The organism is Flavobacterium sp. UBA7682 (genome assembly GCF_002482945.1).
Taxonomy (GTDB): domain Bacteria; phylum Bacteroidota; class Bacteroidia; order Flavobacteriales; family Flavobacteriaceae; genus Flavobacterium.
Genome location: NZ_DLGY01000044.1, coordinates 28,663 through 50,752, shown reverse-complemented (window position 1 = coordinate 50,752; position 22,090 = coordinate 28,663). Strand labels below are relative to the sequence as shown.

Annotated in this window: 19 protein-coding genes; 12 read left to right on the top strand and 7 right to left on the bottom strand. The window is 36.4% G+C overall.

Features of this window, described 5'->3' with window-relative positions:
- The first annotated feature begins 107 nt into the window (after positions 1 to 107).
- From htpG to B3C16_RS12430, 4 genes are all read left to right on the top strand, one after another.
- Complete coding sequence (gene htpG / locus B3C16_RS12445) at positions 108 to 2,009, top strand: molecular chaperone HtpG (RefSeq protein WP_291132140.1); 1,902 nt, start codon at positions 108 to 110, stop codon at positions 2,007 to 2,009.
- Between the two features lie 112 nt (positions 2,010 to 2,121).
- Entirely contained in the window at positions 2,122 to 2,736 is a 615-nt protein-coding gene (locus B3C16_RS12440) for a GldM family protein (RefSeq protein WP_291132136.1), read from the top strand.
- Positions 2,736 to 3,140 carry a DUF2721 domain-containing protein gene (locus B3C16_RS12435; protein ID WP_121314865.1) on the top strand — a complete coding sequence of 135 codons (405 nt, stop codon included), beginning with the start codon at positions 2,736 to 2,738 and terminating at the stop codon, positions 3,138 to 3,140. The genes B3C16_RS12440 and B3C16_RS12435 overlap by 1 nt, the downstream gene beginning before the upstream one ends.
- Before the next feature lie 63 nt (positions 3,141 to 3,203).
- Positions 3,204 to 5,366 carry a T9SS type A sorting domain-containing protein gene (locus tag B3C16_RS12430; RefSeq protein ID WP_291132133.1) on the top strand — a complete coding sequence of 721 codons (2,163 nt, stop codon included), beginning with the start codon at positions 3,204 to 3,206 and terminating at the stop codon, positions 5,364 to 5,366.
- Between the two features lie 34 nt (positions 5,367 to 5,400).
- Here B3C16_RS12430 and carB read toward each other — a convergent pair whose 3' ends face one another.
- Together carB and rpmH are read right to left on the bottom strand one after the other, a co-directional pair.
- Positions 5,401 to 8,253: a carbamoyl-phosphate synthase large subunit gene (gene carB, locus B3C16_RS12425; protein ID WP_291132130.1), complete on the bottom strand. Its 2,853-nt coding sequence runs from the start codon at positions 8,251 to 8,253 to the stop codon at positions 5,401 to 5,403.
- Positions 8,254 to 8,517: 264 nt separating this feature from the next.
- On the bottom strand, positions 8,518 to 8,679 hold the full coding sequence (gene rpmH / locus B3C16_RS12420) for a 50S ribosomal protein L34 (protein WP_008464848.1): 162 nt from the start codon (positions 8,677 to 8,679) through the stop codon (positions 8,518 to 8,520).
- 155 nt (positions 8,680 to 8,834) lie between these two features.
- On the opposite strand from rpmH, the gene B3C16_RS12415 reads away from it, so the two are divergent.
- Positions 8,835 to 9,350, top strand: a complete 516-nt coding sequence (locus tag B3C16_RS12415) for a DUF2892 domain-containing protein (protein WP_121314870.1) — start codon at positions 8,835 to 8,837, stop codon at positions 9,348 to 9,350.
- A 122-nt stretch (positions 9,351 to 9,472) separates the two neighbouring features.
- Here B3C16_RS12415 and B3C16_RS12410 read toward each other — a convergent pair whose 3' ends face one another.
- Both B3C16_RS12410 and B3C16_RS12405 read right to left on the bottom strand, forming a co-directional pair.
- Positions 9,473 to 10,366 (bottom strand): lytic transglycosylase domain-containing protein, encoded by an 894-nt coding sequence (locus tag B3C16_RS12410; RefSeq protein ID WP_121314872.1) that lies wholly within the window; start codon positions 10,364 to 10,366, stop codon positions 9,473 to 9,475.
- 118 nt (positions 10,367 to 10,484) lie between these two features.
- The gene (locus B3C16_RS12405; protein WP_291132125.1) at positions 10,485 to 11,153 is read right to left on the bottom strand and encodes an alpha/beta hydrolase; all 669 of its coding nucleotides are present in this window, start codon (positions 11,151 to 11,153) and stop codon (positions 10,485 to 10,487) included.
- A 95-nt stretch (positions 11,154 to 11,248) separates the two neighbouring features.
- Here B3C16_RS12405 and B3C16_RS12400 point away from each other — a divergent pair, with 95 nt between their 5' ends.
- The 3 genes from B3C16_RS12400 (at position 11,249) to B3C16_RS12390 (ending at position 13,675) form a co-directional block, all read left to right on the top strand.
- The gene (locus B3C16_RS12400; protein ID WP_121315100.1) at positions 11,249 to 11,533 is read left to right on the top strand and encodes a GNAT family N-acetyltransferase; all 285 of its coding nucleotides are present in this window, start codon (positions 11,249 to 11,251) and stop codon (positions 11,531 to 11,533) included.
- Positions 11,534 to 11,608: 75 nt separating this feature from the next.
- A complete protein-coding gene (locus B3C16_RS12395) occupies positions 11,609 to 11,950 on the top strand; it encodes a hypothetical protein (protein WP_291132123.1) in 342 nt (113 codons plus the stop codon).
- Positions 11,951 to 12,109: 159 nt separating this feature from the next.
- Entirely contained in the window at positions 12,110 to 13,675 is a 1,566-nt protein-coding gene (locus tag B3C16_RS12390) for a VWA domain-containing protein (protein WP_349680463.1), read from the top strand.
- A gap of 45 nt (positions 13,676 to 13,720) precedes the next feature.
- Here B3C16_RS12390 and mtaB read toward each other — a convergent pair whose 3' ends face one another.
- The 3 genes from mtaB to B3C16_RS12375 form a co-directional block, all read right to left on the bottom strand.
- Positions 13,721 to 15,049, bottom strand: a complete 1,329-nt coding sequence (gene mtaB / locus B3C16_RS12385; RefSeq protein WP_291132120.1) for a tRNA (N(6)-L-threonylcarbamoyladenosine(37)-C(2))-methylthiotransferase MtaB — start codon at positions 15,047 to 15,049, stop codon at positions 13,721 to 13,723.
- 157 nt (positions 15,050 to 15,206) lie between these two features.
- Positions 15,207 to 16,382 (bottom strand): GlmU family protein, encoded by a 1,176-nt coding sequence (locus tag B3C16_RS12380; protein WP_291132117.1) that lies wholly within the window; start codon positions 16,380 to 16,382, stop codon positions 15,207 to 15,209.
- A 132-nt stretch (positions 16,383 to 16,514) separates the two neighbouring features.
- Positions 16,515 to 16,766, bottom strand: coding sequence for a type B 50S ribosomal protein L31 (locus tag B3C16_RS12375; RefSeq protein ID WP_121314882.1), 252 nt, complete (start codon positions 16,764 to 16,766; stop codon positions 16,515 to 16,517).
- A gap of 224 nt (positions 16,767 to 16,990) precedes the next feature.
- Here B3C16_RS12375 and B3C16_RS12370 point away from each other — a divergent pair, with 224 nt between their 5' ends.
- The 4 genes from B3C16_RS12370 to B3C16_RS12355 are packed head-to-tail and all read left to right on the top strand — an operon-like array spanning position 16,991 to position 22,065.
- A complete protein-coding gene (locus B3C16_RS12370; protein ID WP_121314884.1) occupies positions 16,991 to 17,521 on the top strand; it encodes a DUF4199 domain-containing protein in 531 nt (176 codons plus the stop codon).
- On the top strand, positions 17,522 to 18,481 hold the full coding sequence (locus B3C16_RS12365; protein ID WP_121314885.1) for a glycosyltransferase family 2 protein: 960 nt from the start codon (positions 17,522 to 17,524) through the stop codon (positions 18,479 to 18,481).
- Between the two features lie 30 nt (positions 18,482 to 18,511).
- Positions 18,512 to 20,239 carry a phospho-sugar mutase gene (locus B3C16_RS12360; protein ID WP_291132112.1) on the top strand — a complete coding sequence of 576 codons (1,728 nt, stop codon included), beginning with the start codon at positions 18,512 to 18,514 and terminating at the stop codon, positions 20,237 to 20,239.
- Positions 20,239 to 22,065: an ABC transporter ATP-binding protein gene (locus tag B3C16_RS12355; RefSeq protein WP_291132110.1), complete on the top strand. Its 1,827-nt coding sequence runs from the start codon at positions 20,239 to 20,241 to the stop codon at positions 22,063 to 22,065. Before B3C16_RS12360 ends, B3C16_RS12355 begins: the two co-directional genes overlap by 1 nt.
- Positions 22,066 to 22,090 lie beyond the last annotated feature (25 nt).

The following is a 22,090-nucleotide window of genomic DNA, read 5'->3' as shown; positions in this document are numbered from 1 at the left end:
CTGATAATGATTGTAGAATTGTTACTACGTCAATTTGTCATAATCAACATAATTGGTATTAGTTTTGACAAGAGTATTTCCAAATTGTTTAATTAAAAAATCTAAATATGACAACAGGAAAAATTAATGTATCAGTAGAAAACATCTTTCCGCTAATCAAGAAGTTTTTATACAGCGACCACGAAATTTTCTTGCGCGAATTAGTATCCAATGCAACGGATGCAACTTTAAAATTAAAACATTTAACCAGTATTGGCGAAGCCAAAGTAGAATATGGCAATCCAATCATTGAAGTAAAAATCGACAAAGAAGGCAAAAAATTACACCTTATCGACCAAGGCTTGGGAATGACAGCCGAAGAAGTGGAAAAGTACATCAATCAAGTCGCTTTCTCCGGAGCTGAAGAGTTTTTGGAAAAATATAAAGACTCTGCCAAAGATTCAGGGATTATTGGTCATTTTGGCTTAGGTTTCTATTCTGCTTTTATGGTAGCCGAAAAAGTAGAAATCATCACCAAATCATTCAAAGACGAACCGGCAGCACATTGGACTTGTGATGGCAGTCCGGAATTTACTTTGGAACCGCATGACAAAACCGACAGAGGAACGGAAATCATCTTACACATCGCCGAGGATTCTCTGGAATTTTTAGAAGAGTATAAAATCAATGAATTGTTGACCAAGTACAATAAATTCATGCCGGTGCCGATTAAATTTGGTACCCGAACTGAAAAAATAGAGCAGAAAAAAGGAGAATCTGTTTCTGAAGAAAACAAAGACAACATCTTTACCGAAGTTGAAGTAGACAATATCATCAACAACCCAAATCCGGCGTGGACAAAGCAACCGGTAGATTTGACTGAGGAAGATTATAAAAATTTCTACCGCGAATTGTATCCAATGCAGTTTGAAGAACCTTTGTTCAATATTCATTTGAATGTAGATTATCCTTTCAACTTAACCGGAATTTTATACTTCCCAAAAATGTCGGCCGATTTGCAAATGCAAAAGGATAAAATCCAATTGTACCAAAATCAGGTTTATGTAACGGATAATGTTGAAGGAATTGTTCCTGAATTTTTAGGCATGCTAAAAGGTGTGATTGATTCGCCGGATATTCCGTTGAACGTTTCGCGTTCCGGATTACAAGCCGACAGCAATGTGAAGAAAATTTCGAATTACATTACCCGCAAAGTAGCTGATAAACTAAAAGGTTTGTTTACGGAAAACCGTGAAGATTTCGAGAAAAAATGGAACGATATCAAAATCGTTTTAGAATACGGAATGTTATCGGAACCAAAATTCTATGAAAAATCAGGTGACTTTGTTTTGTATCCAACGGTTGATAACCAATATTATACTTTAGCAGAATTGAAAGAAGCCATCACTGCCAACCAAACCGACAAAAACGGAAAATTAGTGGTATTGTACACTTCAAACAAAGATGCACAGCACAGCTATATTGAAATCGCCAAAGAAAAAGGTTATGAAGTAATCTTGTTAGATTCGCCAATCGTTTCGCATTTGATTCAAAAATTAGAATCTGATAACGAGAACCTAACTTTCACTCGTGTAGATTCTGACCATATCGACAAATTAATTCAAAAGGAAGACACTCAAATTTCGAAATTATCGGAAGATGAATCAACCCAATTGAAAACAGTTTTAGAAGAAATTGTACCAAAAACCAATTATTCTGTTCAACTGGAGCCGTTGGACAGCAACGCAGCACCGTTCATCATCACGCAACCGGAATTTATGCGAAGAATGAAAGAAATGAGTCAAACCGGTGGCGGTGGCATGTTCGGTATGGGCAATTTCCCAGAAATGTATAACTTGGTGGTAAACACCAACTCAGATTTGGCGACAACCATTTTAAATACTTCCGACAAATCGGCTCAAGAAAGTTTGGTGAAACAAGCTTTAGACTTGGCCAAGATTTCTCAAGGTTTACTAAAAGGCGAAGAATTAACGGCTTTTGTGAAGAGAAGTTTTGAGTTGATTAAGTAAAAAGGGATTAGAGATAAGCAATTAGAAACCTGTGAGTGAAAGCTTGCAGGTTTTTTTATTGACATTAATAAAGAAAAATCATTACATTAGATTTCCTATTAAAAATTGTCATATGAGATTCATTATCTTGTTGGTTGTCCTGATTTTGAGCTCATGTGCATCAAAAACAACTGTAGATTGCTATAACAGACAATCAAAGAAAGAATTGACTAAAGGTTTTCCAAACATACTCATTGTAGTTTCCAATAAAAAGGTTATAAATGTGACCATTGATAAAGGGTCGATTGAAAAAACAGAAAATAACAACTATAGCGTAATCCCTCAAGATGATTATATAAGTAAGATTACGGTCCATTTAAGAAACAAATCGGAGGAGTTTGATTTCAAAATCAAAAAACTTGCACCATCTGTCTTGACTTTTGGAGGAGAGGTTTTTGAAGAAACTGATTCCATCTCGGCTCGAAGATTTAGGGTTACAAGACCCGGAATAATTGTTTCGCCTGACTTTGTATGCAACGATTTCAGCTTGGACATCACCAATATGAAGATTATCAGGATTGATAAAAACAATGCTATAACCAGCGAATTAGTAACTGAAAACTACTCCGAACTCGTTCGCTTAGCTGAATTTGGCGATACTTATATTTTCACTGATGTAGAATATAAGTTTCCTTCCATATCTACTATATTTCACTGTCCTACAACCCTTATTAAAATCAAAAACTAATGACACTCAACATAGAAACTCCAGCCCTATTATTCTCAGCAACTTCTTTGATATTGTTGGCTTATACCAATCGGTTTTTGACTATTGCGCAAATTGTGCGCAGTTTGAAAAAACATTATGACGAAGTGCATACCAAAAGCATTTTACTGCAAATCAGAAACCTCAACTTGAGACTTTCTTTGATTCGCTATATGCAACTTTTTGGGGTTTTGTGTTTGTTTCTTTCCGTGTTTGCGATGTTGTGTTTGTTTGTTGAATTACAAACGGCAGGGATTTATCTTTTTGCCGCCAGTTTATTGTGTTTATTGACTTCATTGGGTATTTCGTTTTGGGAAATTAGCATCTCGGTTACGGCTTTGCGTTTGCATTTGAGTGATTTGGAAGAAGAAGAGAAAAAAAAGTAAAAAACTTACACTTTATTTTATATCTTTATCGCTATCAAACAGTTACCAACTAAACCAACACCAATGAAACAAAAACTACTATTCCTTTTTTTATTGAGTTTTTCTTTAGTTATTGCTAAGCCTAACAAAACCGTTGATGGTCCGGCGATTGGTTTAAAGATGACAGGAGGTTTTGGAGGCGGTCCATCTTCTATTCAATTTTCTTTTTACATTAAGAACATTGGCACCGAGACCTTAACTAATATATACATAACAGAAGCACCCGGTACATCTCCTATTACATACTACTTCACTCCTATTGCCAGTTTAGCTCCCGGTGAAGAAATTAGTTATCTGTATGGACATAAAGATGCCATGTGTTATGATGTAAGCCAAACCATTGTTCATGCTACAACAACTGGAGGAAGTGAAATAACCGATTTATCTTCAGATCCTTTTCAATATGAAACCGTGAATGGAAACTTTTCTTATGGTTCTTATTATAATGACATCCCTACAAGCAGTTATTATCAGGATTATATCACTGGAGTTTCTCAAAACGGAACCTATTATGATCTAAACAGTAACAATATAGTTGACGTTGGTGATGTTATCAATTATACCTATCTATTTCAGGGATTCGTCAACCCTATTTTTTACGATGACAATGCTATCATTTCAGACATGATTTATTCGTCAGGTCAAGTTTCAGCAACAGGCATTCATTATATTACTCAAGCCGAAATAAATATGGGTTATGTTTATAACTCTTCACATGTAATATACCAATCTCAATGTTGGGGCTCAACTTATCTTGAATTCGAAGATGAATCCGTTTGTTATAGCTGCCCCAATCCTAATAATGCCAATATTATCACTAAGATAAGCAATTTACAACCACATAAAATATCAGGAAATATAAAATTCAATAACAATAATGACAATTGTAATACCGGTATCAATTTACCACAGCGAAGAGTTGACACTTCCGATGGGACTTATAACTATACAACATACACCAACACTAGTGGTGACTATCATATTATAATCCCAAATATGTATGGAAATTATACCACAACGGCTACGACTAATTTAAACCCCAATTTTACTTCTAATCCAATTTCAATAGCAACCACAACTTATAATTCAGGTGTGCCCGTTAATTATAATAACAATGATTTCTGCTTTAGTGCTATTACAGATTTTGCCGATTTAAGTGTTTCAATGCACAATAGTAACGAGGCAATTCCGGGAAATACGGCAGGCTACTACATTAGCTTTTGGAACAATGGCACAACCAATTTGAGCGGGAGCATTCAATTGACTTTTGACGGTGGTAAATTGACTTTTGCCAATGCCACTCCAAGTCAAAACAATGCTACAACAAATACTTTAACATGGAATTACACCAACCTTCAGCCGTTTGAACACCATAACATTCATTTGACTTTAAATGTTCTTACACCACCCACTGTAAACATCAATGATTTATTAAATTTTACTGTAGTCTCTAATCCAATTGTCGGAGATAATACTCCTGCCAATAATACTTTTTCTTGGAATCAAACGGTCAGAAGTTCCTTTGATCCGAATGACAAAACCGTAATCGAAGGCGCTTATATTACTACGGCTGAAGCCAATAATTACTTGACTTACCTGACTCGTTTTCAAAACTCCGGAACTGCTAATGCAACTACTGTAGTTATCAAAGAAACGTTAGATACCGATTTGGATTGGAATACATTTGAACCAATTGCTTCCAGTCATGAAGCCAATATTCAAATCAGAACCGGAAATGACTTAACCTATACCTTTTCCAATATTGATTTACCTTATGAATCCGCAAACGAACCAGCAAGTCATGGATGGATGGTTTACCGAATTAAACCCAAAAGCAATTTTGCCATTGGTGATGTTGCAAGTTCAAAATCTGACATTTATTTTGATTACAACTCGCCAATTATAACCAATACAGTCACAACTCAAATGGTTGCTTTGTCTATTACGGATAATGTTAAAGGCAATTTTGCTTTGTATCCGAATCCAACTTCAAGTTATTTCACCATTGCCATGCAAACCGAAATGAATGCCCAATATCAAATTTTTGACCTCAATGGAAAACACCTGGAAAGCAATACTGTTGTAAGTTTAAAACCAATAGACATCAGTGCTTTTCAAAGCGGATTCTATTTCGTGACTATCAATACTGAATTAGGAAAAGCAACTTATAAATTAGTTAAAAACTAACCTTAAAAAGTCCCGATAACTCGGGATTTTTTATTTATTTACTTAAATACATTTTTCTTCGTGAGTACAACTCATAAAACTGGTCGTCTTTTAGATCATCTATAAACAAAATGCTCTCTCCCGTAGATTTCATTTCTGGTCCAAGTGCTTTATTGACATTCGGGAATTTGCTAAAGGAGAAAACCGGTTGCTTAATCGCATAACCTTTCAATTGAGGATTGAATTTGAAATCGGTGACTTTATTTTCGCCCAACATCACTTTCGTGGCATAATTTACATACGGTTCGCCATAAGCTTTCGCGATAAATGGCACTGTACGCGACGCTCTCGGATTGGCTTCAATGATGTAAACGATATCGTCTTTGATGGCAAATTGGATGTTGATTAAACCAACAGTTCTCAAAGCCAACGCAATTTTCTTCGTATGGTCTTTGATTTGTTGCATTACAAACTCGCCCAAGTTAAACGGTGGCAAGGTTGCATTCGAATCACCTGAGTGAACACCACAAGGTTCGATATGTTCCATGATTCCAATAATGTAGACGTTTTCTCCGTCACAAATCGCATCCGCTTCGGCTTCAATCGCTCCGTCTAAATAATTATCTAGAAGCAGTTTATTTCCGGGAATATTTTTCAATAAATCGATAACGTGTTCTTCCAACTCTTGTTTGTTGATGACAATTTTCATGCCTTGCCCTCCTAAAACATACGAAGGACGAACCAACAACGGGAAATCAAGTACATCCGCTAAAGCTGAGGCTTGATCCGCATTTTCGGCTACGCCAAACTTTGGAAAAGGAATTTTCAACTCGGTCAACAAGTCTGAAAATCTTCCTCTGTCCTCGGCTAAATCTAAAGCGTCAAAAGAAGTTCCTAATATTTTGATGCCGTAACGGTCTAATTTTTCGGCTAATTTCAGAGCAGTTTGTCCGCCCAATTGCACGATTACACCTTCCGGTTTTTCATGTCTGATTATATCATAAATGTGTTCCCAAAATACCGGCTCAAAGTATAATTTATCTGCCGTATCAAAATCGGTTGAAACCGTTTCCGGATTACAATTGATCATGATGGTTTCATAACCACATTCTTTAGCAGCTAAAACGCCGTGTACGCAAGAGTAATCAAACTCAATTCCTTGCCCGATTCTGTTTGGTCCTGACCCTAAAACCACGACTTTCTTTTTCGGGGTAACAATACTTTCGTTGTGAACGTATCTTTCTCCGGTTGCCGTTTGGATTTCGGCTTCGAATGTTGAATAATAATAAGGTGTTAAAGCTTTAAATTCGGCCGCACAAGTGTCAACCAATTTGTAAACCCTTTTCACATTCATATCATCGCGCAATTTGTAAACCTGACTTTCCAAACAGCCCATCATATGTGCAATTTGGCGGTCACCGTAACCTTTTTGTTTGGCTTCGAGTAATAATTCTTTTGGTAAAGTATCGACTTTGTATTGAGAAATCTCTCTTTCTAAGAAATAAAGTTCTTCGTATTGTTTCAAAAACCACATGTCGATTTTAGTGATTTCGTGAATTCTGTTTAGTGGAATTCCCATCGCAATGGCATCGTAAATTACGAAAACTCTATCCCAACTAGCGAACGTCAATTTCTCTATGATTTGTTCGTAATTTTTATAACCTTTTCCGTCAGCTCCGATTCCGTTACGCTTAATTTCTAACGACTGAGTGGCTTTGTGCAACGCTTCTTGAAACGAACGCCCAATACCCATAACTTCTCCAACCGATTTCATTTGAAGTCCTAACGTTCGGTCTGAGCCTTCGAATTTGTCGAAGTTCCAACGCGGGATTTTTACAATTACGTAATCCAAAGTTGGTTCGAATAAAGCCGAAGTTGATTTGGTGATTTGGTTTTGCAGTTCATTAAGATTATATCCTAAAGCCAATTTTGTCGCCACTTTCGCAATCGGATAACCGGTTGCTTTTGATGCTAAAGCAGAAGAACGAGAGACACGCGGATTGATTTCAATGGCCACGATATCTTCTTTTTCATCCGGTGAAACGGCGAATTGCACGTTACAACCTCCGGCAAAATTTCCGATAGAACGCATCATCAAAATGGCATAATCTCGCATTCTTTGAAAAGTCGTGTCTGATAATGTCATTGCGGGTGCAACCGTGATTGAATCTCCGGTATGAATTCCCATCGGATCCATATTTTCAATCGAACAGATGATTACTACGTTGTCGTTTTGATCGCGCAGTAATTCTAATTCGTATTCTTTCCAACCGAGTAAAGCCTTGTCAATTAAGACTTCGTGTATGGGTGATGCTTCTAAACCTCGGGTAAGTAAATCGTCAAAATCTTCTTTTTTGTGTACGAATGCCGCTCCGGTTCCACCCAAAGTAAACGAAGGACGAATTACCAATGGAAAACCAAATTCTTGTGCAATTTCTTTTCCTTTTAGGAATGAAGTTGCAGTTTTGGCCGGTGCGGTTGGCACATCAATTCTGGCCAACAATTGTTTGAATTGCTCACGGTCTTCGGTAATGTTGATGGCGTTGATATCGACACCGATTAATCGCACACCGAAATCTTGCCAGATGCCTTTTTCGTCGGCTTCCAAACACAAGTTTAACGCGGTTTGTCCGCCCATGGTTGGTAAAACCGCATCAATTTGTGGATGATTTTTTAAAATCTGAATAATCGATTTGGTGGTTAAAGGCAATAGGTAAACATGATCGGCCATGGAAGGATCGGTCATAATCGTGGCCGGATTGGAATTGATTAGGATTACTTCGATTCCTTCTTCTCTAAGTGAACGAGCAGATTGAGAACCGGCGTAATCAAATTCGCAGGCTTGTCCGATAACGATTGGTCCTGAACCAATAATTAAAACCGATTTGATGGAGTTGTCTTTAGGCATTGTAGTTAGATTTTTAGACTTCTTAGATTTTTAGATCGTTAGACTTCTTAGAATGTTAGATTAATTTGTTGTGTTGTATTATGTTGTGTTTTATGCTTAACTAGCCCCGATGGTAGTGAAAATCCTTTTTATTTTTCTAAAAATAAAAAGATTGTAACGAACAGCGGGAAATAGCTCCTAAAAATTATCAATATTTATGAACAGGTTTAAAAAAAAGCCGCTACTAATAAAAGTAACGGCTTGATATTGATTAGTGGCTAATCATTATTTTTTGTGTCTTGGTTCAGAAGATACAGTCAATTTATGTCTTCCTTTTGCTCTACGACGCGCAAGGACTTTTCTTCCATTTGCAGAAGCCATTCTGTCCATAAATCCGTGTTTATTTCTTCTTTTTCTTTTCGATGGTTGAAACGTTCTTTTGCTCATTGCTCTGTATCTTTAAAATCTTGTTTAATTTCTATGGTATATGGCTGTTTTAAAACCGAGTGCAAATATACAAACCTTTTTTTTTCTGGCAAGTAGTTTTATAAAAATATTTTCAAATCCTTTTATTACCTTTGTGCCACTAAAAATTAAAAGACATGTTTCACAGATTTATTAAATTAATTATAGCGGCGTTGATGGTCGTAGCAGGTATTTGGCAATTTACGGAAGGTAATATCGGGAACGGTATTTTCTTGATTTTATTGACCGCCATTCCTATCTTTTTATATTATAAAAACGAATTTATCTTATTGGCTTTCTTAAAGTTGAGAAAACAAGATTTTCCGGGCGCGAAAGTTTGGTTGGACAAAATCAAAAATCCGGAAACGGCTTTGGTGAGAAAACAACAAGGTTATTACAATTACCTTCACGGTTTAATGACATCGCAAACTAATTTGCACCAATCAGAGAAATTCTTCAAGAAAGCGATTGAATTAGGATTGAGTATGGATATGGATTTGGCCGTAGCTAAGTTGAATTTAGCCGGAATCGCAATGTCAAGAAGACGCAAAATGGAAGCTACCGCTTTGTTAAACGAAGCGAAAAAGTTAGACAAACAGAATATGCTGAACGATCAGATTAAGATGATGAAAGAGCAAATGAAGAAAATCTAGTGTTCAGTGTTCAGCGATTAGTTGACAGTTATTTCCAGAAATAAAAAAACGTCCTGAAATTCTCGGGACGTTTTTTTATATAAATTTTACTGAACACTAAAAACTGAACACTGATCACTCCTTTAATATCCTGCTAACGGAATCTCAATTTCGTATCTTTTCTTATTAGGATTCACCAACTTCTTATCTCTCAACCAAGGATTATGAATTTTAAGAATCTTATAATTGATACCCTGTGAAATGGCAAAACCGGTTAAATCAGTAATGGTACTGTCAACGGCGACTCTTTTTGTTGGAATTGGCGCATACAAATCGCTCTCAAAAATACTGAACCCATATTTTGCTGGCTGTTTCATGATTTCTTTTAAGGCTAAAATCCTAAAAACATAACGTGATGTCTCTTCGGTAAGTGCCAAATCATAATAGTTGCTTACTTTTTGCTCTTCAATTTTTTTGTTGATTCCGGACATTCCTCCATTGTAAGAAGCGGCTGCTAATGTCCAAGAACCAAATTTATCTTTGGCTACCAAAAGATAACGACACGCGGCTTCTGTAGATTTTTCTAAATGGTATCTTTCATCCACCACATCGTTAACTTCCATTCCTTTTTCTTTGGCGGTATCGGGCATAAATTGCCAAACACCACGTGCTCCGGCAGGAGAAACTGCATTGACCAAACCACTTTCGATTACGGCTAAATATTTAAAATCATCCGGCACGCCATATTTGGCTAAAATCGGTTCGATGATAGGAAAAGCGCGATTCGCTCTTTTGATAATTAACGCAGTGGTTGCGTCAAGATTAGCATTGATGAGTAATTCTCTATCTAATCTTTCGCGAACATCTGTTATCTGAAGTGGTGCTTTCTCGCCGGCAAAATCAACTTCCATAGGGAAATACATCGCTGTGCCTTCTCGCAACAGCTTTTCTTTATTGTCGCCCGAAATTCCAAAAACAAGAATTCCTGATAGCAGGACAACGGTTATTACGGATAATAAGGCTTTATTCGTTTTCATAATGAAGGATTTTATTTTTAGTGGTCATTATTGATTCACTAAAAGTGATTTCATGAATTTCATTTTTAATGTTGTAAAACTACAACTATATTATAGTAAAGCTACAAAAATTGAGCCGCTACACCTTATCTTCTAACATAATTTTAGGCAAATTATCATTGAGCCATCGGTATTTATTCAAAATCATAATGTGGGTTCCGCCTTTTACCGGAATGAAATTTTTAATATTCTTAGGCGGAAAAACTTCATCTGCATCGCCGTGAATGTGAATGACTTCCTGATCAATTTCAATTCGGGTCCAATTGATAATCTGTTCAATAGCCCAATCTAAATAACGTTTGTCACGAACCGCCAAAAACTTTTCATACAAAGCCAATCGTTGTTTGACTATTGAAGAACCAAAAGAAAATTTGACTAAAGATTCAATATTTTCAAATAATTGGGTCGGAATGAGTTTGTAGGCTTTAGTCGATTTTGCTACCTTAAATCTTTTAGGGAATTCCGTATTAGATTTTACACTCGAAATAATTATGACTTTCTGAGGCTTTAAAAACTGCTTCATCTCTTGAACTAAAACCCCACCAAAGGAAACGCCGATTAAAATTGGATTTTCATGCTGCACTTTTTTAGCAATTCTTTCAGCATAAGCACTTAAGCTTTCTCCCTTATTTGGAATTTCCCATTCAAGCAAATGCATTTCAAAAGTGTCTTCGGGCAATTGGATTCGTTCAAAAATGGATGGACTGGCTGCCATGCCTGGCATGAAGTAAACGTGGATTTTAGACATTATTTAACTGTAAACTCGTTAATTATTAGTAAATTTGCATAAAAATAATCCTTTTATTTCACTTGATTATGAACACAACATTAATTTCAGATAAAATGGAAATTAAAGACAACACTTTTGCTCGACAATTTGAAACGTTGGTAGGTGGGAAATTGATTTCTGTTGAATATTCCTTTCAAGAAAAGAAAATATTCCTGACGAGAATTAATACTTTTGACGGCTTTAATGACGAGGAGTTTATCAATGATTTGCTGAAAAACATCATGGAAATTGCTTACGAACGAAAACTAAAAGTGGTTCCTATTTTACCAAAAATCGCACTTTTCTTTAGAAAGAACACTACCTACAGAGATTTATTGCCTCCGGGAATAAAAATCTAACACAAAATAACTTTAACACAAGTCGTCTAGAAAACCAGACGGCTTTTTTTTGTGGATTTTATTTATATTTATCGGATGAATACAGAAGACTTCCGCCAAGAGATTGTAACTTTCTTCGAGCAAATCGATAAATATTATGGTTCCAAAACAGAGATAACCGAAGGCTTGTGCACCGACATGGAAACACTCGATGCAAATCTCACTACTTGGAATCTATCAGAATTTGAATTAATTCGATCAGCCTATCGCAAAAATGGTCAAAAACTGATGATGGAAGGCAGCAATATGTATTATGAAATTTCAGCCGACAGAATTATTAGTTTCCAACAACTCGGGCGACACAAATTTGAGTTCATTGAGCAATACAGCTTTGATGTTTTCAGAATTACCAAAATTAGATTCCACTATAAATACTAAGATTTTAGGCATAAAATAGCAATTCTTAAGATTGGCTTAATTTTTTGGCATCAAATTTGAATGCACCAAAATTGAAGAATAATATTTCTGAGCAATCCGGAATTCAGGAGGTTATTTTAAGAAACAAAATCATTATTAATTTTCTAAACATTTATTACAATGAAAAAATATCATTTTTTTTCAGCGGTACTTCTTATGCTTATTTTTGCCGGTTGCAAAAATGGCTCATATCAAGGAGAAGCCGCTACAGACTCAACTACTGTTGAAGTATCAGACGCAGAAAACTTGACTGATAGCGCCATGGATTCAGTCACCATAAATGAAAACTCCGAAAGCTATGCCGAACTTATAGAAAATCCTTTCGAATCGCCAAAAACAGCACCGTTATCTACTTTTTCAATCGATGTTGACAATGCCGCTTACACCAATATCCGTCGATTCATTAACAACGGTCAAGAAGTTCCAAAAAACGCTGTTCGTATCGAAGAAATGGTCAACTTCTTTAAATACCAATATCCGCAACCACAAAGTGAGCATCCATTTTCTATCAACACAGAATACAGTACGAGCCCATGGAATTCAAAACACAAGTTGCTAAAAATAGGCTTACAAGGCCAAGATATTCCAACGACCAATTTGCCGGCTTCTAACTTGGTTTTCTTAGTCGATGTTTCAGGTTCAATGAGCGACGAAAACAAATTGCCTTTACTCAAAGAATCGATGAAAGTTTTGGTCAAAGAATTGCGCAGCAAAGACAAAGTTTCGATCGTGGTTTATGCCGGTGCAGCCGGTGTGGTTTTAGAGCCAACTTCCGGTGACGAAAAAGGAAAAATTATGGATGCCTTTGACGATTTAATGGCTGGCGGAAGTACGGCAGGTGGTGAAGGCATCAACTTGGCTTATAAACTGGCGGAGCAAAACTTTATTAAAGAAGGAAATAACAGAGTGATTTTAGCCACTGACGGTGATTTCAACGTTGGTGCTTCATCTAACGGTGACATGGAAGATTTGATTGAAGAGAAAAGAAAATCGGGTGTTTTTCTAACTGTTTTGGGTTATGGAATGGGCAATTATAAAGACAGTAAAATGGAGATTTTAGCCGATAAAGGCGACGGAAATTATGCTTATATCGACAACATTCAGGAAGCGAATCGCTTTTTAGGGAAAGAATTTAAGGGTTCTATGTTTGCTATTGCCAAAGATGTAAAAATCCAAATCGAATTCAATCCAAAACATGTTCTGGCTTACCGATTGATTGGTTATGAAAACAGAAGATTAAAAGCAGAAGATTTCAAAAACGATGCAATTGATGCCGGTGAATTAGGCAGCGGACACACGGTAACAGCTTTGTATGAAATCATTCCGGTTGGCGTTGACAGCGATTATGTGCCTTCGGATTTGAAATACACCAAAGTTAAGACAGAATCTGATATCAATTATGCAGAGGAATTGGCGACGATTAAATTCCGTTACAAAAAACCGGATGGCGAAAAAAGCATTGAAATGGTTGAGACGATTGCGGACAAAGCAATTGCTTTGGAAAGCAGTACTGCCGATTTTAAATTCTGTTCCGCCGTGGCTTGGTTCGGATTGAAACTGAGAGATTCCAAATTGATTTCGAATAAATCCTCTGATGAAATTAAAAGTTTAGCCAAATCCGGTTTGAGAAATGATGATGAAGGCTACAAAGCCGAATTTATCCGATTGGTAGAAGCCGTAAATTAAATTTCAAAAAGAAACCCTGAAAATTAGTTTTCAGGGTTTTTATATTTAAGCTTCAACGTTTAAGAACTCCATTCTAACGCTTCCGTCTTCATCGATTCTTGACAAATTGATTTCGTGTAAAGTATTGACCAACTCTGGATTCCAAGGGGTTTTTACTTTCACATAGTTTTCTGTAAAACCGTGAATGTAGCCTTCTTTGTTTTCGCTTTCGAATAAAACCGTTCGGTTGGTTCCGATTTGGCTTTCATAAAAAGCACGGCGTTTTTTTACTGACAAACCGCGAAGCATTTTACTTCTTTTCGAACGCACATTCGCAGGTACAACGCCATCCATTTCAGCAGCTTCGGTATTGTCTCTTTCTGAATAGGTAAACACGTGCAAATATGAAATATCCAATTCGTTTAAGAAGTTATAAGTTTCCAAAAAATGTTCATCTGTTTCACCCGGAAAACCAACAATCACATCAACACCAATACAAGCATGAGGCATTACTTCGCGGATTTTAGAAACCCTTTCGGTATACACTTCACGCAAATAACGACGTTTCATTTTCTTTAAAATATCGTTGCTTCCGCTTTGCAATGGAATGTGAAAATGTGGGACAAATGTTCGGCTTTGGGATACAAATTCTATGGTTTCATTTTTCAACAAATTGGGTTCAATAGAAGAAATCCTGAGTCTTTCAATACCTTCAACATCGTCTAAAGCTTTGACCAAATCAAGAAAAGTATGTTCGTGTTTTTTGTTGCCAAATTCGCCTTTGCCATAGTCACCAATATTGACACCGGTCAAAACAATCTCTTTGATACCTTGTTGTGAAATTTCGAACGCATTTTTTAAAACGTTTTCCAAAGCATCACTACGAGAAATTCCTCTGGCTAACGGAATTGTACAATACGTACATTTATAATCGCAACCGTCTTGTACTTTCAAAAAAGCACGCGTCCTGTCGCCTATGGAATAACTGCCGACGTAAAAATCAGCTTCTTCAATTTCGCACGAATGCACTTCACCCATATCGTTTTTGGACAAGTCATTGATATAATCGGTGATTTTGAATTTTTCTGTCGCACCCAAAACCAAATCAACACCATCAACTGCTGCTAATTCTTCCGGCTTTAATTGCGCATAACAACCCACAGCCGCAACGAACGCTTTGTCGTTGAGCTTCATGGCTTTTTTGACAACTTGCTTGAATTGTTTATCAGCATTATCCGTTACCGAACAGGTATTAATCACGTATATATCGGCAACTTCTTCAAAATCGACGCGGTCAAAACCTTCGTCTTGGAAGTTTCTCGCAATGGTAGAAGTTTCGGAGAAATTCAATTTGCACCCCAAAGTATAAAAGGCGACTTTCTTTTTTTGTTCCATAAGATTGCTCAATTGATGAAATCGTTGTCAAAAAATTGAGTGGGCAAATTTACAAACTAAATTTCTATTAATAAAACAGTTAAAATTAAAAACCGTTAATTCGCAAATTACTTATTTTCAATTTGCGAATTAACGGTAAATATAATCGAGTTCAAATTTACTCTTTCCTGTATTTTTTTGTAATTTCAAAAACGTGTTCCAAAATTTTCGCGTCTTCTTCACTGAATTCAACTTGGCGTCTAGCCATCACAATTTTAGCCGTTTGAAAAGCTTTTGAAGTCAAATAAGTTGTGAAACCCGAAGCGCCGCCCCAAGAAAAACTCGGCACAAAATTACGTGGAAATCCGGAACCGAAAATGTTAGCAGAAACACCAACCACCGTTCCTGTATTGAACATCGTATTGATGCCACATTTGCTGTGATCGCCCATCATTAAACCACAAAACTGCAAACCGGTTCGGGCAAATCCTTCAGTTTCGTAGCTCCACAAACGCACTTCTTCATAGTTATTTTTCAGGTTGGAATTATTGCTATCGGCTCCGATATTGCACCATTCGCCTAAAACAGAATTGCCTAAAAATCCGTCATGTCCTTTATTCGAATAACCCATTAAAACCGAATTGCTCACTTCGCCGCCAATCACAGAATGTGGTCCAACAGTAGTCGCACCATATACTTTGGAAGCCAACTTCACTCGACCCGATTCGCATAACGCAAATGGCCCGCGAATGACTGAACCTTCCATGATTTCTGCATTTTTTCCGATGTAGATTGGTCCGGTTGAAGCGTTTAAAGTTACAAACTCAAGCTTTGCTCCTTCTTCAATAAAAATATTTTCGGGCGAAATGACATTGACACTTTTTGGAATCGGTTGGGAATGTCTGTCTTCAGTGATTAATTCGAAATCTTCTCTCAAAGCAGCGTCATTTTTGGCGAAAATATCCCAAGTGTGCTCGATTCTTAAGCCTTCTTCGTTGTATTCAATGATTTCATAGAAATCAAAATCGACTTCTTCCTGTGTATCATTGGTAAAAAAAGCAACCACTTCTTCACCTTGAAAAATAGCTTGGTTATTTTCGAGACTTTTTACCATTTCTGCCAAAACATCATTTGGTAAAAAAGAAGCATTAATCATTACGTTCTCTTCCATTTCCACCATTGGAAACTTTTCGGAAAGGTATTCTTCGGTTAAAGTAGTCGTGGTGTAACCCAAATGTTTTTCCCATTTTTCACGTATGGTTAAAATCCCGACACGAATATCGGCAACCGGACGTGTAAAAGTAAAAGGGAGAAGAGCATTGCGAACAGTTCCGTCAAAAAGTATGTAGTTCATTTTGTTTGTTATCAGTTGTGTGTCCAAAGTTTATAAAAAAAATCCGTTCGACAAAGCCTAGGCAAAGTTTATTCAATAAAAAAACCACTCACTTTCGTGAATGGTCTTCCTAAAATTTGAACTCTGAAACTACTATTTTGCGTGTTTCGCGTATTTTGTTTTGAATTTATCAATACGTCCTGCAGTATCGATAAGTTTAGATTTACCTGTATAAAAAGGGTGAGAAGTTCTAGAGATCTCCATTTTGAAAACTGGATATTCAACACCTTCGTGCGTGATAGTTTCTTTAGTTTCTACTGTTGATTTAGTGATAAAAACATCTTCGTTTGACATGTCTTTGAAAGCAACTAATCTGTAATTTTCCGGGTGAATTCCTTTTTTCATGATAAATCTTTTTATTGTTTTGAAGTAGTTCGTTTTGAAGCTTTCACTTTGAAAGGTGTAAACTGGCTACAACTTTTATTAATTTCTTTTTTAAATTGAGAGTGCAAAAATACAACTTTTTTACAAAAATCAAAGCGAACTGTAACTTTTTTTAATTGTTTTAAACTTACTGGTAAGTAATTGCGGAATTACTATATTTGTTAATTAATTAAAACCTAAAAACCATGAATGAAATTATTAAGAAAAACGGAATCAATTTTGGAATTATCTTAGGACTTTTTTCAGTTCTTTTTACAACGGCAATTTATGTAATTGACTTACAACTGTTCACAAGTTGGTGGATTGGTATAGTTGCAATCGTAATCTCAATTGTTATTGGAGTGGTATTAGTATCCAAAACAAAAAAACAATTAGGTGGAAACATCACCTTCAAAGAGGCATTTACAGTGTATTTTATTGCCGCAGTAATTGGTTCTTTTATCTCAACCGTTTACAATTATGTTTTATTCAATTTTATCGATACCCAAGCCAAAGAAACCATCAAAGAAATTACTTTAAAGTATACACAAGAAATGATGGAAAAATTTGGTACACCGGCAGCAACAATCAATGAAACCATGCAAAAAATGGCAGAAACCGACAACTATTCATTAGGCAATCTAATGTTTGGTTTTGCTATAGGCTTAGTGTTTCAAGCGATTTTCGGTTTAATTTTAGCCGCCATTTTCAAATCAAAATCGAATCAAGGATTATAGATGAATCTATCCATAATAATTCCGCTTCTTAACGAGCAGGAATCTTTACCCGAATTACACCAATGGATTGTCAAAGTCATGACAACCCACAATTATTCCTATGAAGTTATTTTCATCGATGATGGAAGCACGGATAATTCATGGACAATTATTGAAAAACTTTCCCAAGAAAACCCGAATGTAAAAGGCATTCGTTTCCTCAGAAATTTTGGAAAATCACAAGCCTTGCATGCGGGTTTTGCCAAAGCCAAAGGCGATGTCGTAATCACGATGGATGCCGATTTACAAGACAGCCCGGACGAAATTCCGGGTTTGTTTGATATGGTGACTAATCAAAATTTCGATTTAGTTTCCGGTTGGAAAAAGAAACGTTATGATTCGGTGGTTGCTAAAAACCTACCTTCTAAACTATTCAATTGGGCAGCGAGAAAAACTTCTGGGGTCTATTTGAATGATTTTAACTGCGGTTTAAAAGCCTACAAAAGTGTTGTCATTAAAAACATCGAAGTTTCGGGAGAAATGCACCGTTATATTCCGGTTTTGGCCAAGAATGCAGGCTTTTCCAACATAGGCGAAAAAGTGGTCATTCACCAAGCGCGAAAATATGGCGAATCTAAATTTGGCATGAGCCGATTCATCAATGGCTTTTTAGATTTGATAACGATTTGGTTCCTTTCAAAATATGGCAAACGCCCGATGCATCTCTTCGGAGCACTAGGTGTTGTCATGTTTATCATTGGCTTCATCTCTACATTTTTAATCATAGGAATTAAACTGATGAAATTATTTGTATTTCATGAACCGACCATTTTAGTAGCACAAAACCCTCTTTTCTATATTGCTTTAACTTCAATGATTATTGGTTCCCAATTATTCTTAGCCGGATTTTTGGGCGAAATTATACTTCGAACCAAAAACAATGAAGAGCGTTATAAAATTTCAAGCGAAGTGAATCTATAACGACTTCATTTCAATAATAAAACAATTACCATGCATATCGAACAAGCTATTTTAGACAAAGTAAACGAATGGTTGACACCAACTTTTGACGTTGACACCCAAAACCAGATCAAAGAAATGATGACGACTTCTCCCAAAAATTTGGAGGAGAGTTTCTATAAAAACTTAGAATTCGGAACCGGTGGAATGCGCGGAATTATGGGTGTTGGCACCAATCGAATCAACAAATATACTTTGGGTAAAAATACGCAAGGCATCTCTGATTATTTAAAAAAATCATTCCCTGGCGAAGACTTAAAAGTCGTAATTGCTTATGATTGTCGTCACAACAGTGACACTTTAGGAAAAGTGGTTGCCGATGTTTTTTCGGCTAATGGCATCAAAGTGTATTTGTTTTCAGAAATGAGACCTACTCCGGAATTGTCTTTTGCTTTAAAATATTTAAAATGTCATGCCGGAATTGTACTAACTGCTTCTCATAATCCGCCGGAATACAACGGTTACAAAGTATATTGGCAAGATGGTGGACAACTCGTTCCGCCACAAGATGAAGAAATCATTCAAGTGATTGAAGACTTAAAATACAGCGAAATTAAATTCGAAGCCAATAATAATTTAATCGAATACATTGATATAGAGATTGACAATGCATTTGTAGAGTCAACTGTTGCGAATGCAAGTTTTAACACTTCGGTAAATGCAAAAGCGAATTTGAAAATTGTTTATACTTCTTTACACGGAACTTCCATAAAATCGGTGCCAAATGTTTTAGCAAAAGCTGGATATACGGATGTAAATATTGTTCCGGAACAAGCTGAACCTAATGGTGATTTCCCAACCGTAGTTTCACCCAATCCCGAAGAACCTGAAGCGTTGACCATGGCTTTGGCTTTGGCAGAAAAATTAAATGCCGATATCGTTTTTGGAACTGATCCTGACAGCGACCGTTTGGGCGTTGCCGTTAGAGACAACAACAATAAAATGATTCTCCTTAACGGAAATCAAACGATGGTTGTTATGACCAATTACTTATTGGAACAATGGAAAAAAGCAGGCAAAATTGACGGCAAACAATTCATCGGTTCTACAATCGTTTCAACACCAATGATGCTCGAATTGGCTTCAGCTTATGGTGTGGAATGCAAAGTCGGGTTGACCGGTTTCAAATGGATTGCCAAGTTTATCAAAGATTTTCCTGAGTTGAAATTCATTGGCGGTGGCGAAGAAAGTTTTGGGTTTATGGTTGGCGATGCCGTTCGCGATAAAGATGCTGTTGGTGCGATTTTATTAATGTGTGAAATTGCAGCACAGGCTAAAGAAAATAACAGTTCCGTTTACCAATATTTGCAACAAATGTATGTGGATTTTGGTTTCTACAAAGAATACCTAATTTCAATTACCAAAAAAGGAATCGAAGGCGCGAATGAAATCAAACAAATGATGATTGACATGCGCGACAATCCGGTTTCTGAAATCAATGGACAACGGGTTATTATGGTAGAAGATTACCAAAATTCTACGGCAAAAAATTTGTTGACCGGCGAAACGGAAAGCTTATTAATTCCAAAATCAGATGTGTTGATTTATTATTTAGAAGACGGTTCAAAAATTTGTGCCCGTCCAAGCGGAACGGAACCGAAAATAAAATTCTATTTCAGCGTCAATACCGCTATAGAAAATTTAGGAGAAATTCCGGCTGCCGAAGCTTATTTGGACCAAAAAATCACCACTATCATTTCTGAAATGCAGTTGAACTAATGAGTAGCATCAAAAAGATATTTCCTTTTATCCGTCCGTACAAAAAGTACGTTTACTTAAACATTTTTTTTAATGTTTTCTACGCTTTGTTCAGCGCTGTTTCTTTTGTGGCACTGATTCCGATGCTGTCCGTGCTTTTTAAAGAAGACAATAAAATCACTACAAAACCGGTTTTTGAAGGTATAGAACACATTGGTAGTTTTGTGGAAAATTATATGGGTTATTACATTTCTCATTTCAACGAAACTAAAGGCCAACAATACACTTTATTAATCATGATTACACTGATTATTACGTTGTTTTTACTGAAAAACTTGTGTAATTATTGGGCGATGTATTTTATTACTTTTCTCAGAAATGGGGTGTTAAGAGACATTCGAAATGCAATGTACAAGAAATCAGTAGAGTTGCCTATCTCCTATTTTTCAGAAAAAAGAAAAGGCGATGTGATTTCAAGAATGACCTCGGATGTTTTGGAAATCCAACATTCTTTTTTGTCGGTTTTAGAATTGATTGTCCGCGAGCCTTTGACCATCTTATTTACTATTGGCGCGATGTTTTTTATCAGTGTCAAATTAACGCTGTTTGTTTTCATATTTATTCCAATATCCGGTTTTATCATTTCCAAAGTAGGTAAATCACTTAAGAAAAAATCAGATAAAGCGGCGATTGAACAAGGTTATTTTTTATCCATTATAGAAGAAACGCTAAGCGGATTAAAAGTTATTAAAGGTTTCAATAGTGAAAAAGTATTCCAAGGGAAATTCACTAATTCAACCGATAGATTTTTTCACCTGAACAATAAAATTCTAAACCGTCAAAACCTTTCTTCACCTTTAAGTGAATTCTTGGGAATCTTAATCATTGCGGTACTTTTAGTTTACGGTGGAAGCATGGTTTTAGTGGAAGGAACGCTTTCGGGCGCAAAATTTATTGGCTATATGGGATTGGCTTATAACATTTTAACACCGGCCAAAGCGATTTCAAAAGCCAGTTATGGTGTCAAAAAAGGAGAAGCTGCTGCTGAAAGAATTTTAGAAATTTTGGAACAAGAAAACCCGATTGAAAGCAAAGAAAATGCGGTTCAGAAATCGACTTTTGAATCCGGAATCACCTTAGAAAACATCAATTTCAGATACGAAGACGAAAACGTCTTAAAGAACTTTTCGCTTCAAGTTCCAAAAGGAAAAACCGTCGCCTTAGTTGGTCAATCCGGTTCGGGAAAAAGTACGATTGCCAATTTATTGACGCGTTTTTACGATGTAAATGAAGGTAAAATAACGATAGACAATGTCGACATCAAAGACATGGATTTACATTCTCTTCGCGGTTTAATGGGCTTGGTAACACAAGATTCTATTCTGTTCAACGATACGATTAAGGCCAATATTGCTTTGGGCAAATTAGACGCCACTGATGAAGAAATCATAGAAGCTTTGAAAATTGCCAATGCCTACGAATTCGTAAAAGATTTACCGGACGGAATTTATGCGAATGTCGGCGACAGCGGAAACAAACTATCGGGTGGACAAAAACAACGTTTGTCCATTGCTCGTGCGGTTTTAAAAAATCCACCGATTATGATTTTGGACGAAGCAACTTCAGCTTTGGATACCGAAAGTGAAAGATTAGTCCAACAAGCTTTGGAAAACATGATGCAAAACCGAACTTCAGTAGTTATTGCGCACCGACTTTCGACTATTCAAAAAGCCGATATGATAGTCGTAATGCAAAAAGGAGAAATCGTGGAGCAAGGAACACATGACGAACTTTTGGCCAAAAACGGAACTTATTCCAAATTGGTAACCATGCAATCTTTTGATTAGATTGTTAGATATTTAGATTATTAGA

Excerpts from the sequence above, each read along its gene's own strand:
- B3C16_RS12415 (WP_121314870.1), top strand. The coding sequence starts at position 8,835 with ATGTTTCACAGATTTATTAAATTAATTATAGCGGCGTTGATGGTCGTA.
- B3C16_RS12375 (WP_121314882.1), bottom strand. The coding sequence starts at position 16,766 with ATGAAAAAAGGAATTCACCCGGAAAATTACAGATTAGTTGCTTTCAAA.
- B3C16_RS12440 (WP_291132136.1), top strand. The coding sequence starts at position 2,122 with ATGAGATTCATTATCTTGTTGGTTGTCCTGATTTTGAGCTCATGTGCA.
- B3C16_RS12365 (WP_121314885.1), top strand. The coding sequence starts at position 17,522 with ATGAATCTATCCATAATAATTCCGCTTCTTAACGAGCAGGAATCTTTA.
- B3C16_RS12405 (WP_291132125.1), bottom strand. The coding sequence starts at position 11,153 with ATGTCTAAAATCCACGTTTACTTCATGCCAGGCATGGCAGCCAGTCCA.
- rpmH (WP_008464848.1), bottom strand. The coding sequence starts at position 8,679 with ATGAGCAAAAGAACGTTTCAACCATCGAAAAGAAAAAGAAGAAATAAA.
- B3C16_RS12430 (WP_291132133.1), top strand. The coding sequence starts at position 3,204 with ATGAAACAAAAACTACTATTCCTTTTTTTATTGAGTTTTTCTTTAGTT.
- B3C16_RS12370 (WP_121314884.1), top strand. The coding sequence starts at position 16,991 with ATGAATGAAATTATTAAGAAAAACGGAATCAATTTTGGAATTATCTTA.
- B3C16_RS12400 (WP_121315100.1), top strand. The coding sequence starts at position 11,249 with ATGGAAATTAAAGACAACACTTTTGCTCGACAATTTGAAACGTTGGTA.
- htpG (WP_291132140.1), top strand. The coding sequence starts at position 108 with ATGACAACAGGAAAAATTAATGTATCAGTAGAAAACATCTTTCCGCTA.
- B3C16_RS12395 (WP_291132123.1), top strand. The coding sequence starts at position 11,609 with ATGAATACAGAAGACTTCCGCCAAGAGATTGTAACTTTCTTCGAGCAA.
- B3C16_RS12380 (WP_291132117.1), bottom strand. The coding sequence starts at position 16,382 with ATGAACTACATACTTTTTGACGGAACTGTTCGCAATGCTCTTCTCCCT.
- B3C16_RS12360 (WP_291132112.1), top strand. The coding sequence starts at position 18,512 with ATGCATATCGAACAAGCTATTTTAGACAAAGTAAACGAATGGTTGACA.
- B3C16_RS12435 (WP_121314865.1), top strand. The coding sequence starts at position 2,736 with ATGACACTCAACATAGAAACTCCAGCCCTATTATTCTCAGCAACTTCT.
- B3C16_RS12390 (WP_349680463.1), top strand. The coding sequence starts at position 12,110 with ATGAAAAAATATCATTTTTTTTCAGCGGTACTTCTTATGCTTATTTTT.
- mtaB (WP_291132120.1), bottom strand. The coding sequence starts at position 15,049 with ATGGAACAAAAAAAGAAAGTCGCCTTTTATACTTTGGGGTGCAAATTG.
- carB (WP_291132130.1), bottom strand. The coding sequence starts at position 8,253 with ATGCCTAAAGACAACTCCATCAAATCGGTTTTAATTATTGGTTCAGGA.
- B3C16_RS12355 (WP_291132110.1), top strand. The coding sequence starts at position 20,239 with ATGAGTAGCATCAAAAAGATATTTCCTTTTATCCGTCCGTACAAAAAG.
- B3C16_RS12410 (WP_121314872.1), bottom strand. The coding sequence starts at position 10,366 with ATGAAAACGAATAAAGCCTTATTATCCGTAATAACCGTTGTCCTGCTA.